Source organism: Desulfopila aestuarii DSM 18488, from assembly GCF_900143695.1.
Classification (GTDB): domain Bacteria; phylum Desulfobacterota; class Desulfobulbia; order Desulfobulbales; family Desulfocapsaceae; genus Desulfopila; species Desulfopila aestuarii.
In genome coordinates, this window is record NZ_FRFE01000002.1 from 369,872 (window position 1) to 385,536 (window position 15,665).

A 15,665-nucleotide genomic window follows, 5' to 3' on the forward strand; every position below is an offset into this window, starting at 1 on the left:
TGCGACGAGACTCAGTTGGAGAGAATCCGTTGAACTCAGCACGTGGAAACCTTTTTGCTGAAACAGCATGGAGTCATATGATAATCCAAGGTACTTTCGAGCAACTCACAGAGAAAGCAGCAGCAATTTTAGCCCAGGCCATCAGGCAATGCATCGCCGTAAAAAATGAGGCAATACTTGCTGTACCCGGCGGCAGGAGTGTAGCGGCAATCTTTGCCAAACTTCGACAGCAGGAGTTGCCCTGGGAGCAGCTCCATATTTTTCTGCTCGATGAACGTCTGGTGCCAACAGACCATGAGGACAGCAACTACAGACTGGTAAAGGAGCAACTGGGAATGGTCGCTCCACCGGGGATGCTTCATCCGTTCCCACATTATCCGGAGGAACCCCAAAGAGGTGTGGCAGAATACAATAAAAAACTGAAAGGTCTTGGCGGCAGATTTGACATCGTCCTGGCAAGCAGTGGCGAGGATGGTCACATCGCCTCTTTGTTTCCCAGGCATCCATCGATTGGCAACCCTGCCAGCAGCTTTATTATTGTACATGATGCACCGAAACCACCGGCCGAGAGAATGTCAGCGAGCCGCAAGCTGATCATGCAGGCAGATACAGGTGTCGTGCTTTTCCTCGGCAGCGCAAAAGCCAGGGCTTTGCGTAATGCCCTTGATACCCATTTATCGATTGTTGATTGCCCGGCAAAGATAATAATGGAACTGCAGGGCTACTCGTTGTTGACTGATCAGGAGGTGCCAAACCCATGAACATCGAATCCCAGATGATTCTTATCTTCGGGGCCACCGGAGATCTCACCAGGCGGAAGTTGATTCCATCTCTCTGCCATCTGCTGCAGAAAAAACGGTTAACCAGCTGTACACCGATTGTCTGTATCGGACGACGGAAGATGACAACGGAATCATTTCTTGAGTTGCTCGCACCTGACCGGTATGTCGACAATATCGAAAAAAACGTACTGGAAGACCTGCTGTCACGAATCGCCTATTTTCATTTCGACCCGGCCAGTCACAAAACGGGAGACTTTGTTGAAGGGATAAAAGGAATCCAGCAGAGTTATGGGTGTACCAGCAATATCCTCATCTACCTCGCCCTTCCCACCACCGCCTTTCTCCAGACAGCACAGCTGATTGGTGCCCTCAATTTTGACAAAGGCTGGCGGCGGGTGGTGTTTGAAAAGCCCTTCGGTGAAAATCTGGCCAGTGCTGTGCAGCTGAACCGTGATATCCATAGTGTTCTGGATGAAGAAGAGATCTACCGCGTCGATCACTATCTGGGAAAACAGCTGGTGCAGAACATCCTGACATTGAGATTTGCCAATGAGATCTTTTCTGGTGCCTGGCGACGGCAGGCCATTGACCATGTCCAGATAACGGTTGCAGAAACCCTTGGTGTGGAAAAGCGTGCCGGATATTATGATCGGAGCGGCGCAGTTCGCGACATGCTCCAGAATCACCTGTTGCAGCTGCTCTCCTTTGTCGCCATGGAGCCGCCGGCGGAGGTTGATGGAGACGGGGTAAGAAATGAAGCTGTGAAGGTCCTGGAGCATCTTCGTCCATTACAACCATCGGATATTGTTGTGGGCCAGTATGGAACTGGCAGCATCAACGGTGAAAACGTCCTTGCATACCGCCAGGAGGAGGGCGTGGGGGATGAGTCAACGACGGAGACTTATGTGGCCATCCGTGCCCATGTCGATACCGACCGCTGGCTGGGTGTGCCCTTTTATCTGCGAACCGGTAAACGACTGCAGCAACGCTACGCCGAAATCAGAATCGTTTTCAAACATACGGCAAACAACCTTGTCGGAAGGTGTGGAAAGCCGAACATGATCATAATTCGTATCCAGCCATACGAGGGCCTGGCCCTCGCATTTAATGTGCAGAAACCTACTGAGCAGGATGAGACGGAATCGGTGTTAATGGATTTCTGCCATCATTGCCACTTTGGTCCCAATACCCCTGAAGCCTACGAATCGATTCTCTACAACGTCATGGAGGGTGACCACAGCCTCTTCCCCCGGCACGACTGGATTGAGGCCAGTTGGGAATATATTGACAGGCTGCGTGATCTCGCCGCACCGCCGGTAGTATACGATTCAGGATCGATGGGCCCGGCGGAGGCGGACAAATTGCTGGAAGCTGATGGGCGCAAGTGGCAAAATGATGTGGTTGTTGCCCGGCAACTCTCTCCTTATCCCCGTTTTGGTCTGTAACTGGCAGAAGACTCTTTTACTCTTTCTGATTACACCGAAAGCTCAGCTACATAACGTGAGGGGTAAGGAGAGAGGAATGAGACGGCTGGATGTTTTATTCGCCTCATTCCTGTTTTTACTTATCTCCCCATCACCAACCCGACCTCATCCGGCCGCCGGAACGAATTGATTCGAGACTTCTGCGTGCCGGATATTCTCAGGGCGAATCGACTCGGAAAGTGTCTGCCCAAGCACGCTCTCCCTAGCTGGGGGACCGGGAAGCCTGCAATGATAGACCCCTACAGCGCAGCGTCGTACTGTGCGCCGCGCCACCCCTGCAACACTCACGGGAGTTAGAGGACGACCGACGATGGCGGCTGCAGTCGGCACCAAACTCTGACTACCGGGAAAAGAAATCCATTCTCCAACCTCAGATCCGAGTGTCATGATGACTCCGGTTACTACAACGACACCCAATATCTTCAAAGTTTTCATTTTGCATCTCCTTCCTTGAAATGGTCTGGTAACATACCAACCCCCTTAAGTTCCTTCAGATCAACCTTGTCTGCGTTGGTAGGGTTTTTGAATGTGAAATCTGCTGCTAACGCTTCGTCTCCAGTCTTCCAGTTTCTGATCTGAATTGTGTACTGCGGCCCACCGCTAATGCGCTTTGAAGTAATGACATATCGGCAGGGATAAGGTTGATTGCCTTGTGCAATCCAGATCTGAAAATCTACCTCGTTTGTACGAAAAGCCAGGAAATCGCATTCAATGCCACCGATTACACCGCTACCAAGATCCTTTACATCAGTAACATCGAGCATCAGCGCATCGTAGGAATTCAACAGCAGTAAGTCCGCGGCAGGCAACGGTCTTTGGTAGGTATCCCTCAATTCGTCGATCAGATGATCAATTGTGCCGGGCACATCCAGCTGCGTATAGAGATTAAGGTTTTTACCCAGCAGCGTCATCACTTTCCCGTCAAAGAATATCTCCGTATCTGCAAACCCACCTTGGCGGGTAACATGGATCTTGTCCGGCCGGTTAAGCGTCAGGGTACCTGAACTCGCCAGCGCCAGTTTCTGCTCTTCCTTGGTAACAACCTCGAGGGTGGCATCGAATTCTAACGAGACTGACTCCTGAGCTCCTACATAATCCGACATGGCCTTGAGTATCCGTCGAGCATCTGCCTCATCAGCGCTGCCTCTTTCGGCCCCTCCCACCAGGAACATCAAGGATAGCACCACAGTGAACATACAGCGCACAAACATTTCATGTGATCCCGGGCATTTTCCATTCATCTGTTTGTCCCTCCCATTTTTTGTTGTTTTAGAAGCGCCGGTCATTGTCTCTCTCGCGCCTTTAGGTACTATGATTTGCCAACCTTGCTTGAGCTCTCACGATCATGAGTCTGTTCGAAATGAGCCTCCGTTCGAGATGGGGGATAATCAAAACTCCACCTTCGCTAAAACGGCTCTCGAAAATGTACCGGTTCAACCACAGTTCTTTACCACAGTTAACTTTAGGGAGATGGATTCAAACAGCTTCAGACTGAAAACACGTTGTCTTTCATCTTGATATACTTTGTGTATCCTGTACTTGGTTCAGGCAAAGCGGCAAGCTGTCGATCAAAAAGATGTGCCTAGAAAAGTCTAGCCACCTGTTAACGGGAATTATAGATGATTTGATCACTCGTGGCTACACTTGTTTGCTATGATGCGGAACTCTTTCATTTGAGGCAGGCTGTCAAAGTGGATACCCAACTTCTTTTGAAGATAAACCATTAAAATGATAGGCTTCAATGCCCTAGTCATGAAGGTTAGATAGTTACTATAGGACAACAGACCACATGCAAGTGATCTGTCGGGTAGAGATTCTGTAGTGTTTTGCGGCGTCTAGCTATGCAGTTGATGATCTTTTAGGCATCATTGTCTTCTTGCCATATACGAAGCTGACATGCTGCTGCTCGTACAATTCCTGCCAGTTCGAGGGTGGCTGGATGAAAACAGCTATTGTGTGGAATTTTCTCTTGATGAGGGAGCCATCGGCCATCTCGATGATGACGTTGCCTCTTTTTGTTATATCTTGAACGATACCGTAAGATCTGACTCTTTTCTTTGTCCTGCTATCAGGATGTTCTGCTATGACTGTGTCTCCTTTGTTCATGTATTCCTCCTCTTTTAAGGATACAGATAAAACCATAATCACTAATTCCAATATATTAACCCTAGGGATCTCATAGTGATTGTCGGTCAGGCCTGATTTCTCATCTTATGAGGTTCCCCGTCCATTCGCGTTCACATTAAAAGGAACCTGTCGATAGGGACGCATTCTCTGGGTGATCGTTGAAGTAGCCCCAAGACGGGTTTGTAAGCTATTTCAACGTTAGGAATATTTAAAAATTCTCTTTCACACAATATCAATCAGACCTTTTTCAACCACTCGTATCTATCTACCATCAAAATTCCCTCCCATTTCAGTCTACACCTTCCCAGCACACTGCAACAATTAGTTACAGACCCAGGTAAAAAAGAATTTAATGAAATACTTCCGCCTTAAGTGTAGTATATAGCTAATTACCAGACCATTACGTCTGCTAAAATTTTGAAAATATCATACAGAATTAATATGTGGGGAGTTCATGCTGGTCAATGGAGCGGTGGATTTTGCAGTTGGGGACCATCCTTTGATCAAGGGCCGTGGTTTCTTGGATGGGATTTCCCCATTCTATTCTGGGGGGTTATCGCTTTTATCATTGTCCATAGAATAAAGGATTTGTTCTCTGCTCGCCAAACAAACAATCATGACAACGCACTAAATATATTGAAAAATCGATTCGCTTCTGGAGAAATTAACGAACAGGAATATAATTCACAAAAGTCTATTCTCTGTTCCACACAATAGCAATTTCATGGAACACGTCAGATTTCTCAGTCTATCTGTGATCTTTTAATAATCTGTATTCCAAAATGAGGGTATGAATGAAGGTTATCGTAGTTGTTCTAGCCGGAATCATGGGCGGAATTGTTAATAGCATCGGCATATGGGGTTTCGGGGCTTTAGGGATTAACGAGGCTCTAGGGTTCAATATGACCCCAACGCTAAGCATTCCCTGGTTAATGCCACGATTGATAAGCAGTGGCCTATGGGGGTTACTATTTCTATTACCATTCTGGCGAGATAGTTTGATCAAAAAGGGTATTCTGCTAAGCTGCGGCCCTTTATTGTTCATGCTCTTTGTAATGTTTCCTAAAATGGGCGCAGGCATGATGGGGCTGAATCTTGGAAACACCGCTCCAGCCTTTGCCGTTTTTTTCACCCTTCTCTGGGGGGTTAGTGCAGCTATCTTCTTGAAAGTTTTTCAAAAATAGCTCTTTCAACAATCATTGCAAGGAGTTAAAACCTTCGCCGCTTTGTCCAACATCGACAATTGGCGATTTTTCTGGGACTATTTTCAAAAGATGAAGGCATTCCCCAAGGAGGGAATGCCTTCTATTGATACCGTGACAGGGTTGCCTGATCAAACAGACGTCAATGTATATTCCGGAAAATATATTTCAAATACTGCACCTGGTGCATTGCCTATAACCTCAATCCACCCTTCATGGTCCTGAACAATATTCCATACAACTGACAACTCTAGTCCTGTACCACCTCTCCCCATAACCTTAGTGGAATAATACGGGTTGAAAAGATGATCAATATGCTTTTCTTCGATACCAGAACCATTGCCTGCAATAACAAGCTTTGTATAGTCAGTTACAGGTCTCTCTTCTCCAGAATGTAAAGGATGTGTAAATACACACTTCTCTGTCGAAATACATACCCTCCCGTTCTCCAGAACATCCTCAAGTGCATTACAGATCAGACCGGACAACACCTTGTAGATATGAGGAGGAGAGCAAGATATGATACATTCTTCTGAACTCAAATTTGTTAACACAAATCCCTCCTGATGTTTGGTCAACAGCTCACTATGCTCTCGTGAGTTCAGGTAATTCATAATAAGGTCATTCAGATTATGCGCTGCTTTCTGTTTGGTCCTAACTCTTGCAATCGTCAATAGATCCGAAACGACCGTCGCCGCCCGCTTACCAGCTAACTGAATTTTTTTAACTGGCTCATAATGTGTATGCGTTGGGTCCATTTGCATTAACAGAAGTTCTGGATAGCTTACAACGCCAGTCAGGATGTTATTAAGATCATGTGCTACTGAACTCGCAACTACGCCCAATGTCTCTAGCTTGTGGGCTTCAGCCAGTTTCTTCTGTAACAACATATTTTCCTTCTCGGCCTTCAAACGCTCAGTTATATCTCTTACAACGAGGATATCAGAAGATTCGCCAATTTGAGAACTTGGACGGCAAATTACTTCAACTGGTACCTCTCCACCATCCTTTCGACAACCGATCATTACTCGAGGTATCACATCACCACGAGAAACTCCGTCCCTTAGCCAGGGTATTACTGCTTTACCTAGTAATACATCTATGGAAAGTCCATGTTTCAGGTCACTCTGAGATATACCGAACATCTTTAAAAACGGTCGATTTGCCGTAACAATATTACCGTTCTCATGAACCACGATTCCTTCCCAGGCTGCTTCTGCGAGCATTTGAAATTTCTGCTCGCTGTTTTTCAACTCTGCTTTCAAACGATTATGCTCTAAACCATTTTGGAGTGTCTTTAACAACATTTCGTGGTTGAGCGGCTTGGTGAGAAAATCATAGGCCCCCATTTTCATTGCCAGCACCGCGTTCTCAACGGTTTTCATTCCCGTCAACATGATGGCCGTTGTCTGAATGCAAGATGATTTGATAAACTTGGCAATCTCACAACCGGACATATCAGGAAGTTCAATGTCGAGTAGTGCAAGATCAAAAGATTGGCGTTGCAGAAGTGCTTTCGACTCAGCACCAGTAAATGCCTTTGTGCAGCTATAATCATAGCGAGATAGAACGCTCTCTAAACTTTCTATAAAGCGGGGGTCATCATCTACCAACAAAATTTTTGGTTTGATTTTCATCATCCTTTACAACACGATCAACAAATCGCGTATCCTCCCGAAGTATTGATGATAAATCTAGCTCCCCATTCCCCCCAGAATTTGAGCACTATGATATTTTCAATGCTACAAGCATATATATTGAGTTGTCATCAGCACAGATGGTGTTGTCATGGTCCGATCCAGATCGGATATGTGAAATTGAATGTTCCCATGAACATAATCAAATCGATCGGGCATTCCTATCTAAAAATGATCAACTAACCACGAATACATCAACTGATGTTTATAATTCTCAATTGAGAGCCTTTTGCAAAAATATCATTTTCGTTCAAAATCAAGGCGTGTGAAAAAATGACAGAATAGGTTTATCAATAGCTGTGTTCTTGCAGTTTTCGAAACCACAACAGAACGTGCCGCAATTATTGATAAACCTATTCTGTGAATCTAAAATCGGCGGTTGCTCTATTTCTGTTGCCATCAATGGGTAAGGAGCCGTCCTCGCCACCAAGAAGCTGTGCTTATCAATTCACCATGTTTTTAGGTGAGAGGACTACCTTTACTTCCACTGCCTTAACTTTTCCTCGTAAGAAATTTGTAAGAGGAATCCATTATAATAACGGCAATACAGTGATATAAACAGATTCAACAATTTATGACTGCTGTCTTGAAGATTGCAATCCATATGTCATGAACTTGCAATAAAGTAGGAGCATATACGTTTCAATTGCTGCCTACTGTGTCATACAGTAGATGGAGGTTCTGAAATGATAGCGAACACCTATGATCGCAGACAATTCTCCCGTCATGACTTGACTATTGATTCTATCGAGCATGAATTAGCTATCGCAGGAAAAATCCAACGTTCATTTTTCCCATCGTGCAGTCAGTGCCTAGGCTGCTATGAACTTGCAGGGAACTCTATTTCTTGTACAGGAATCGGCGGAGATTATTTTGACTTTTTTCTCAATCTGGATTGTCCTCATCAAACAGCAAAAATCGTTGTTGCCGATGTTTCGGGCCATGGGATAGATGCCGCATTGCTCATGAGTTCAGCAAGAGCATTTATTCGCTCCCACTGGTCCAGATCTAAAAAACCTGACAAATTCATTTCAAAAGTAAATAGACATTTTTGTCTGGATAATACCAGAACGGGCCATTTCATGACCCTGTTCTATCTTGATGTTGATCTTGACACAGGAAATGGTTCCTGGGTACGAGCTGGACACGATCCGGCTCTCCTTCTCACACCAGATCTTGACAAGTTTTACGAACTCAAAGGATTTGGGTTACCAATTGGAGTTGACTGCGACTATTGCTATAATGCTTATCAATTTGCAAGACCGCCTGAAGGAACGATAATCGCTATTGGGACTGACGGCATTTGGAATGCAATAAATGAAGACGGAGAGTTTTTCAGCAAGGACCGCTTCAAGGAATTACTCAGAATATCTAGCCATCTCTCAGCTGAGGAAATCGTAGATGTTGTATTTCAAGAGCTTGCAGTTTTCTGTAAGAATGTACCTCTTGATGATGATATTACTCTTGTTATCATAAAAGCACTCGCTTCTAATTTCTAAAGTTGCATCGTTCCTGAGAAATTGGCCAATATTTTTTGCAATATCAACATATTTTCAACGTATTTCCAGATCGATAGGAGGCCTTTTGACTTTTATCACTGGTAACACCCGCCTTGCCCAGAGCTATGTCACGGTGAGGAGCGGTACGAGTGCATCTGTTAGAATGTGCTTTTCCGTAAATATAATAATTCAATCGAAGGTAAACAAAGGTGGATAAACAGAAAATCATTGGTTCATCCATTCCTTAGGGGTAAGCGCTATGCCATCTTTCACAGTCCATTGAATGGTCCGCAGCGCTCGAAGATTTTCTAGAGGGTTCTCTCGTACGATAGCAAGATCGGCCCGCTTTCCGACCTCTATTGTTCCGATTTCATTTGCTAAACCAAGCATATTCGCTGGCGTCAGAGTTGCCGCTTTAATTGCTTCTTGAGGAGGAAGTCCTGCTTCCCCGAGAAGCTCTATCTCCCGCAAACTCGTAATGCCATGGAAAGCATAGATTGCCGATGGCGAATATACTGAATCACTTCCCATAACAATAGGAACTCCCGCATTATATAAGCGAAAGATAGCGTTATTACTATTCAGAAGAGATCGTTGCTGAATTCTTTTACCGTGTAAGAACTTTAAGAGCCGAAAGAATAGCGCAATGGATAGACGAGGAAATCTCTGGTAAAACTTTACAAGTCTACCACACATTTCGAATGGCCAGGGGAGTCCGTACATGAATGACATAGAAAAAACGAGTCGTCTTTTTTGAATGTCCCTGGCTGTTGACAACTCAACATCTGGCGAGGTCAGCACCAAAAGCGGATCTTCTAATCGTTCAGTATCATAGTACGTTAACTCTGCGTCCATTGTCGACAGCGTACTTATTTGATAGGTGCCTATATCTTTCATGAGTTCTATGAACTCGTCTGATATCTGTTCCTGTCTTGCTATAAGAGTGTGCACCAGTGCATGAACTCCCAACTTCAACGCGGTCGTCTGGTCTTCTTCACAGCTTGCATGAACATAGATAGGTAGGTTTCGTCTATCGGCTTCTCGCTTGATAGCTGTAAGAATTTCAGGTGAATGCCTTACATATTTTAATCCCCACGGACACCAACCTTTTTCAATTGATGTCTTTATGCCATGCGTATGCAGGACTTGGATGCCATTCAATCGCTCTTCCACTTCATGAGGGGTTGAGACAGTATGCTCCATTCGAGTGCCATAGCCACCAGGAGGAGCTATAAACGGACCAAGAGCGAGATAACGAGGACCCGGATTATTCTCGGAAAGATAATTACGAATTGCACGAACCACATATGGAGGAGATCCAGCATCGAGAACCGTGGTGACACCGCAAGCCAGATACGCTTTCAAGTAGAGAGAAGAATATTTACCCCAACCGTTTTTCCAATTCTGTTCGTTTGGTATCTCCGAATTCTGTAACACAACACCAGGTCCCCACATAAGATGAACATGTGAGTCTATGAGACCCGGAAGCACATACGCTCCATTCACATTGAGCAGAGGTGTACCGTCGGCGCAGATATTTTCGTCTATCTGTTCAATTTGACCTTCACGGATCAATATCGATACACCCTTACGTATGGGACCTCCGGTCCCGTCAATCACTCTTGCATTACAGATCAGAAGATTGCCTGATTTGTTTTTTGTTCCTTGAAAACCGTCTGGTTTTTCCATTGTAACCTTTGATCGGATAGGCGAGGCGTTCCGGTTTCCCGCCTCACCAGCTCAAGAAAGTGTAATAAAATAAGGTATTATCGCGAGACATGAATGAGGCTGGCAATACAAATATATGACAGAAACACCGGTCAAATCGCCCTAATACTCTTTAGCAACCAACAATCGAGAAGAGTATGGGAAAAATCATGAAAGTGTCTTTTTGAGAGCTGAAAGCAGTGTGGAATACATGGGATAAATAAATCCCTTAACATCGTTATCATTATCAGACTCAAAACTTGAATGCCATTCAACGAGAGTACCACTCTCAGTAGAAGTGAGCTTGACTACTACAAAATAATTTCTGACAAAATTCGAAACTGGTCCTGACCCGTGATCTATACTGTATGAAAAAGTAAATTTTTCAGGGTCAAAGTTGGTTAATGTCTCATGAATTGCACCATTAATAACCCTTTTTGCTCCGATTTCAGTTCCCTCTTTGTCTCCGACCTTGCTGACATTAATAGTGACACCAGTGGCCCATGTCATATCATGAAAATTGCTAATGGTGTTCCAAACGTCTGAGATTGGAGAATGAATTTCGATTTTATTGTAACAATCTCCCATTGGTATGCTCTCTCCGTGGTTATCAGGATTTAGAAGTAGTGAGTTAAAGGAGCTATTCTGTATAGCTCTCATTGCCACAGCAACTGAAGCGTCTGAAATGACAAGCAATTGGATAAGAAAATAATACTTTAGCCTCCCCCCCAAGTCTGTTCATCTTCGTTTTGCAGCATTTTGCTTGGCAGGACTCTGGAGTCTCCATTTGAACTTCCCTTAGCAAGGAAATGGTACCATTTTTTGTAAATCCTCATCCCACAATTTCAAACGGAAGCAATCCACGCTTTTGGTAACAGTCACTGGTGGAGCATTCTGCAATTCTGGAACGGTATTGTAACAGCGCTGCAGGTGGTAGTTGGGAATCCTGGGATCAAGATGATGAACGTGGTGGTAACCGATGTTACTGGTTAACCAGTTCAACACTGCTGGCAATTTAAAAAAAGAACTCCCTTTCATCGCGGCAAAAAATGGATTCCATTCACCTCTGCGTGCCCAGTATACCCCCTCGAACTGATGGTTGACATAGAACAACCAGATGCCAAAACCACCAGCAAGCCACAGCACCGGCAACTGAATAAGAAAGTATGTAGACCATCCTATAATCCTTGAGACAGCGAATGCTATTGCAGAGATGAGTAGATAGGTAAAAAGAACGTCTATACGCTCTCTCGTTTTTACCATGAAATATGAGGGACGCTTGCTGAGCAAGAATATTCCGAGGCCGAAGAGCACCAAAGGGTTACGGAAGAGTCTGTACCGTATGCGTTGAAACGTTGTTGTGTTTTCATACTCCTTTTTTGTCATGGTCCATACGTCTCCATAACCTCTGGAATCGAGATTGGCGTATTTCCCATGGTGTCTGAGGTGCGTGAAACGCCAATCTGCAAATGAAATAAACAAAAACAGACTGAAGAAGTAGCCGAAAAATATATTGGCGTTCTTGGATTGAAAGAACGAATAATGCACACAGTCATGAAACAAAATAAATATCCGGACCAGAAAGGCGGCGGAAGTTATAATAAGAAGTATTATAATCACCGATGGATAATCATGCTGTATTGATCGGATCGTCAGATACCATAAGCAAAAATAGGGGACTATCGTGTTGATTATTTGCCAGGTGGCTTTCAGGTTATTAGAGGCCCGAAATTTTCTCATGGCCTCACACCAATCAGGCCAGATCTGATTCGGTTTTCTCTTTGTCTCGCTGAAATTGACGTTGTTCGATGTATCAATGGTCATACTGAAATCTTACCTCAATGATTAAATTTTCCGCCTAGGTTGATCTCAATTTTTTTAAATAAAATCAAATACAACACAGATAGATATAAGTTGAATACGTCGAAAAAATCGACGCATCCCACGGTCGAAGTTTCGTATACTGCCTCACATCAATCAGGTTTGATGTTCTGGTTCACACGGGAAAAAATCATCTGATCGTTTTTTCTTGACTGGCACTGCTGTGACCGGATCAGGATCTATGCGTCCAAGAAACGCAGTAGCATCTAAACCTGGATTACCTTTCCAAAACTAAAGCTCCGCCTCTTGCACAGTCGACGACGAACAACATCCATAGTTGCGGACCGAGGCTCTTTCCTTATCTTGGGTGTAGATTGGGGCTGCAATCGTTGATAGTGGTATTTCGACATCATTCCCCGCTTTACGAGGTACAGAAATCTGGTATCTTAATTCGTGAATGAGCTACAGTGAAAGTATCTTATCGATTATTATGTCAAACTGCAAATATATCTATAATATTGCCCATCGTGGGGCTCGCAGCCTCGCTCCAGAAAACACCATGCCAGCTTTTGTTAAGGCATGGCAAACGGGTGCTCATGGAGTTGAAACTGACGTTTCCGTAACATCGGATGGTCAACTTATTCTCTTCCATGATGACACTTTCATACGAACTACTGATATCAGAAAGATTTTTCCGAAGAGAAAAGAAGACCCGCTACACACCTTTACTTGGCAAGAAATCCAAAAACTCGACGCCGGCTCCTGGTTCATTGAGGTCGACCCTTTTGCAACGATCAAAAGTGGTGAAGTTACTTTTGAGGAGCAGCAGGCTATGGTAAACATCTCCGTACCATCACTTGAAGAGCTGCTATTATTTGTTAAGCAAAAATCATTATTTATCAATATAGAGATAAAGAACTTGCCCGAAGCAATTGCCACCTTCCCTATTGTGGAAAAAGTTCTCTCTTTGCTCGATAGTGTGCAACTCGCCTCTGACATGTTCTCCATTTCTTCATTCAATCACCTTTATCTCAAAAAAATTGAGAAGCTACGTCCCGATATAGAAGTCAATGCACTCATTGGCGGATACCCCTTTCTGATAAACAATTGGGGGAATTATGAATTTGCGGTCTATAACGCTGATGCAAATGTTATAGATTCAGAACAGATTGAGAAAGCGTTACAGCATGGTTGCAGGGTAAATCTATACATAGTCAATGATACACAATCCATGGCCCGCTTCCTCAGAGAAGGCGTGGACAAAATCATCACTGACTATCCCCAATTGCTTGCACAGCTTGGTTATGGCGCACATTGGAGTCAGAAGTAGTTAATGTCTATTTATTAGAGCCTAGAAAGATAGAGCTATTTTGACTTTCAACCTGTTGACGGTGTCAACGAGCGCTTTGACCCGCACTGGGGCTGTCCCCTTAACAGGGGCAGCCCCAGTGCAGGCTACAAGACGACGGGCGATTACTTACATTCCTGATGCTGATATGGGATATTATCGACGAACTGGCTCGCCTCTGGGTCACACGGGCTGATACCACCTCGTTCAGCTTGGCGTGTGAACGAATGACAGAACAGGCAATCCATGCCGGCACCCTTGTTGATATGGCTATGCATGCTACTATGGCTCGACTTGGGTCGCTTTTCCCGGTGGCACTGGGCGCATATGAGCGATGTGTCGTCTTTCAGTTTGTAGCCGAGGAGATCGAGTTCGCTGTCCGTGCTGACATCAATGGACTGATGGCATTTCAGACAGTCGACGGTTGCAGCGGTCGGGATGCCATGGTTGAGCAGCTGGTAGGTTTCCGTAAGAACCCATTCAACGGGCTCGCTTGCAGGGTACCCCATGTTCTCAAGACCTGAAGCGACCGCAGCATCCACATTGCCGCTCACTTTGAGGTACTCGTAGGTATCGAGAGCCACCAGGCGTTTGTCCGAGGTGACCATTGGCTGTACCGCCGTTTTGTACTTGAACGGGTAGAGTTTGCCATTGTTGATGTCACCAACCGGTTTGGAGGTGGGGTAACCGCCAGTCTCCGGGTCCATTACGGCGACATCACCGAGAAGATAGTTGTTGCTGGTCCTGTTCCAGAATTTGTAGACTGGCAGGATATTGTCCAGGATCTCGAGATACGGATGACTCGGGCCTGCTGTGCCATCGGCCGGGTTGCTGTCAGGGGTATAGCGCCAGTCACGATTGATCTCTGTCGTCACCTTGGCATATCTGTCGATATGGCACGCCTGACAGGAAACACGTGCAACGTGGCGGTCGGCGTCGGTCCTATTGGCACCTGCTGCGGCGTGGCCACCTTTGACATCAAAGCCGGTATGGCAGGTAACACAGCTGATCTCCGCACCTCTGGCCAGGTCGTCGGTGGGTCGCAAGTCAGAGCCCCTGCCGATGGTTTTGTGGTTTTCAAAGGTGTGGCAGGACTGACAGCTCAAGTCGGCCCCTGCCTTATTCATATGAACATCAAAATTGGGATCTGTGTTGTTGTTGCTTCCCTCAGCTAAAGGAACCCCGTGAAGATCTGTCCCCGACATGGAGAGATCGCCCCGCTTCACTCCGTTACCGCCTCCGGCAAAGGCGTGGCACGTCAGACAGCTGGTACGGGTCGGTTTGGTGATATTTTTGGTGTATCCATCGAGGATAAGCTGTTCTTCCGGTGTCCTGTCGATCTTGACCGCCAGCGCTGGCGCGAGTGAGCCGTCCGCCTGGCGCCCCCTGGCAAGAGCATAGTCTTCATTGTGACAGGCGAGGCAATCGATGTTGGTCTTACCGGCAAGCTGGTCGTCGGGACGCAATCCCCGACCGACATGGCATTTGCCACAAACGTTCCAGTTACCGAGAATGTTGATGCAATAGCTGTTTACAGAATTGGTCAGTTTACCCTGGAGAGTTCCATTCTGATTCGCCATTTCCGTGGTGGCGCCAACCCATTTGTAGTGGGTTGAGTCGAGCATCTCGTTAAACTCGCCGTCATGACAACTCATACAGTCGAACGGATAGGTACCCCAACTGTTATTGGGTAAGCGCTCAACAAACGCCATCTTTTCATATCGTTAACAATCTGTTTCATTGTGGCAAACCAGACCACGGGAGGGCACAATGAAAACAGAGCATAGCAAGAATCGGTCGGCCAAGCAGGAATATTGGCAGGAACACATCCGCTCATGGGAGAGTAGCGGCCTGACGCAATCATCATATTGCCGGGAGAACATGCTCTCTTTGGCGACATTTGGTTACTGGCGTCGAAAGAGCTCATTGAAGGTTTCTCACGAACCGCAACCGCGTTTTTTTCCTCTTGCGGTACAATCCCAGGTCCAGGAAAAGCAG

The 15,665-nt window shown here is 45.6% G+C and carries 14 protein-coding genes and 1 pseudogene; 7 read left to right on the forward strand and 8 right to left on the reverse strand.

Going from position 1 to position 15,665, the window contains the following annotated elements:
- Positions 1-77 precede the first annotated feature (77 nt).
- Positions 78-761 (forward strand): 6-phosphogluconolactonase, encoded by a 684-nt coding sequence (gene pgl / locus BUF15_RS03425; RefSeq protein WP_073612047.1) that lies wholly within the window; start codon positions 78-80, stop codon positions 759-761.
- Positions 758-2,227 (forward strand): glucose-6-phosphate dehydrogenase, encoded by a 1,470-nt coding sequence (gene zwf, locus BUF15_RS03430; RefSeq protein WP_073612048.1) that lies wholly within the window; start codon positions 758-760, stop codon positions 2,225-2,227. The genes pgl and zwf overlap by 4 nt, the downstream gene beginning before the upstream one ends.
- A gap of 264 nt (positions 2,228-2,491) precedes the next feature.
- Here zwf and BUF15_RS28280 read toward each other — a convergent pair.
- The 3 genes and pseudogenes from BUF15_RS28280 to BUF15_RS03445 form a co-directional block, all read right to left on the reverse strand.
- Positions 2,492-2,701: pseudogene (locus BUF15_RS28280) on the reverse strand (hypothetical protein); the annotation flags it as partial.
- Entirely contained in the window at positions 2,698-3,438 is a 741-nt protein-coding gene (locus tag BUF15_RS03440) for a DUF2092 domain-containing protein (RefSeq protein ID WP_073612083.1), read from the reverse strand. The gene BUF15_RS03440 and the pseudogene BUF15_RS28280, both read right to left, overlap by 4 nt.
- A gap of 667 nt (positions 3,439-4,105) precedes the next feature.
- Complete coding sequence (locus tag BUF15_RS03445) at positions 4,106-4,372, reverse strand: hypothetical protein (protein ID WP_073612050.1); 267 nt, start codon at positions 4,370-4,372, stop codon at positions 4,106-4,108.
- Positions 4,373-4,834: 462 nt separating this feature from the next.
- On the opposite strand from BUF15_RS03445, the gene BUF15_RS28285 reads away from it, so the two are divergent.
- Positions 4,835-5,110, forward strand: coding sequence for an SHOCT domain-containing protein (locus BUF15_RS28285; RefSeq protein WP_073612051.1), 276 nt, complete (start codon positions 4,835-4,837; stop codon positions 5,108-5,110).
- Between the two features lie 77 nt (positions 5,111-5,187).
- Positions 5,188-5,577, forward strand: coding sequence for a hypothetical protein (locus BUF15_RS03455; RefSeq protein ID WP_073612052.1), 390 nt, complete (start codon positions 5,188-5,190; stop codon positions 5,575-5,577).
- 149 nt (positions 5,578-5,726) lie between these two features.
- On the opposite strand, the gene BUF15_RS03460 is transcribed toward BUF15_RS03455, so the two are convergent.
- A complete protein-coding gene (locus tag BUF15_RS03460; protein WP_073612053.1) occupies positions 5,727-7,235 on the reverse strand; it encodes a hybrid sensor histidine kinase/response regulator in 1,509 nt (502 codons plus the stop codon).
- A 743-nt stretch (positions 7,236-7,978) separates the two neighbouring features.
- Here BUF15_RS03460 and BUF15_RS03465 point away from each other — a divergent pair.
- Positions 7,979-8,791 (forward strand): PP2C family protein-serine/threonine phosphatase, encoded by an 813-nt coding sequence (locus tag BUF15_RS03465; protein ID WP_073612054.1) that lies wholly within the window; start codon positions 7,979-7,981, stop codon positions 8,789-8,791.
- 225 nt (positions 8,792-9,016) lie between these two features.
- Here BUF15_RS03465 and BUF15_RS03470 read toward each other — a convergent pair whose 3' ends face one another.
- The 3 genes from BUF15_RS03470 to BUF15_RS03480 all read right to left on the reverse strand — a co-directional run bounded on the left by BUF15_RS03470 (position 9,017) and on the right by BUF15_RS03480 (position 12,322).
- Positions 9,017-10,480, reverse strand: a complete 1,464-nt coding sequence (locus tag BUF15_RS03470; RefSeq protein WP_073612055.1) for an amidohydrolase family protein — start codon at positions 10,478-10,480, stop codon at positions 9,017-9,019.
- 186 nt (positions 10,481-10,666) lie between these two features.
- Positions 10,667-11,086, reverse strand: coding sequence for an SRPBCC family protein (locus BUF15_RS03475; protein WP_073612056.1), 420 nt, complete (start codon positions 11,084-11,086; stop codon positions 10,667-10,669).
- 210 nt (positions 11,087-11,296) lie between these two features.
- Entirely contained in the window at positions 11,297-12,322 is a 1,026-nt protein-coding gene (locus BUF15_RS03480) for a fatty acid desaturase (protein WP_073612057.1), read from the reverse strand.
- A gap of 454 nt (positions 12,323-12,776) precedes the next feature.
- Between BUF15_RS03480 and BUF15_RS03485 the strand changes: the two genes are divergently transcribed.
- Positions 12,777-13,649: a glycerophosphodiester phosphodiesterase gene (locus BUF15_RS03485; protein ID WP_084553436.1), complete on the forward strand. Its 873-nt coding sequence runs from the start codon at positions 12,777-12,779 to the stop codon at positions 13,647-13,649.
- A gap of 143 nt (positions 13,650-13,792) precedes the next feature.
- On the opposite strand, the gene BUF15_RS03490 is transcribed toward BUF15_RS03485, so the two are convergent.
- Positions 13,793-15,379 carry a multiheme c-type cytochrome gene (locus BUF15_RS03490; protein WP_073612059.1) on the reverse strand — a complete coding sequence of 529 codons (1,587 nt, stop codon included), beginning with the start codon at positions 15,377-15,379 and terminating at the stop codon, positions 13,793-13,795.
- Between the two features lie 58 nt (positions 15,380-15,437).
- On the opposite strand from BUF15_RS03490, the gene tnpA reads away from it, so the two are divergent.
- Positions 15,438-15,665 (forward strand): IS66 family insertion sequence element accessory protein TnpA (gene tnpA / locus BUF15_RS26765; RefSeq protein WP_327021844.1); only part of this gene is annotated, 228 nt, incomplete at its 3' end.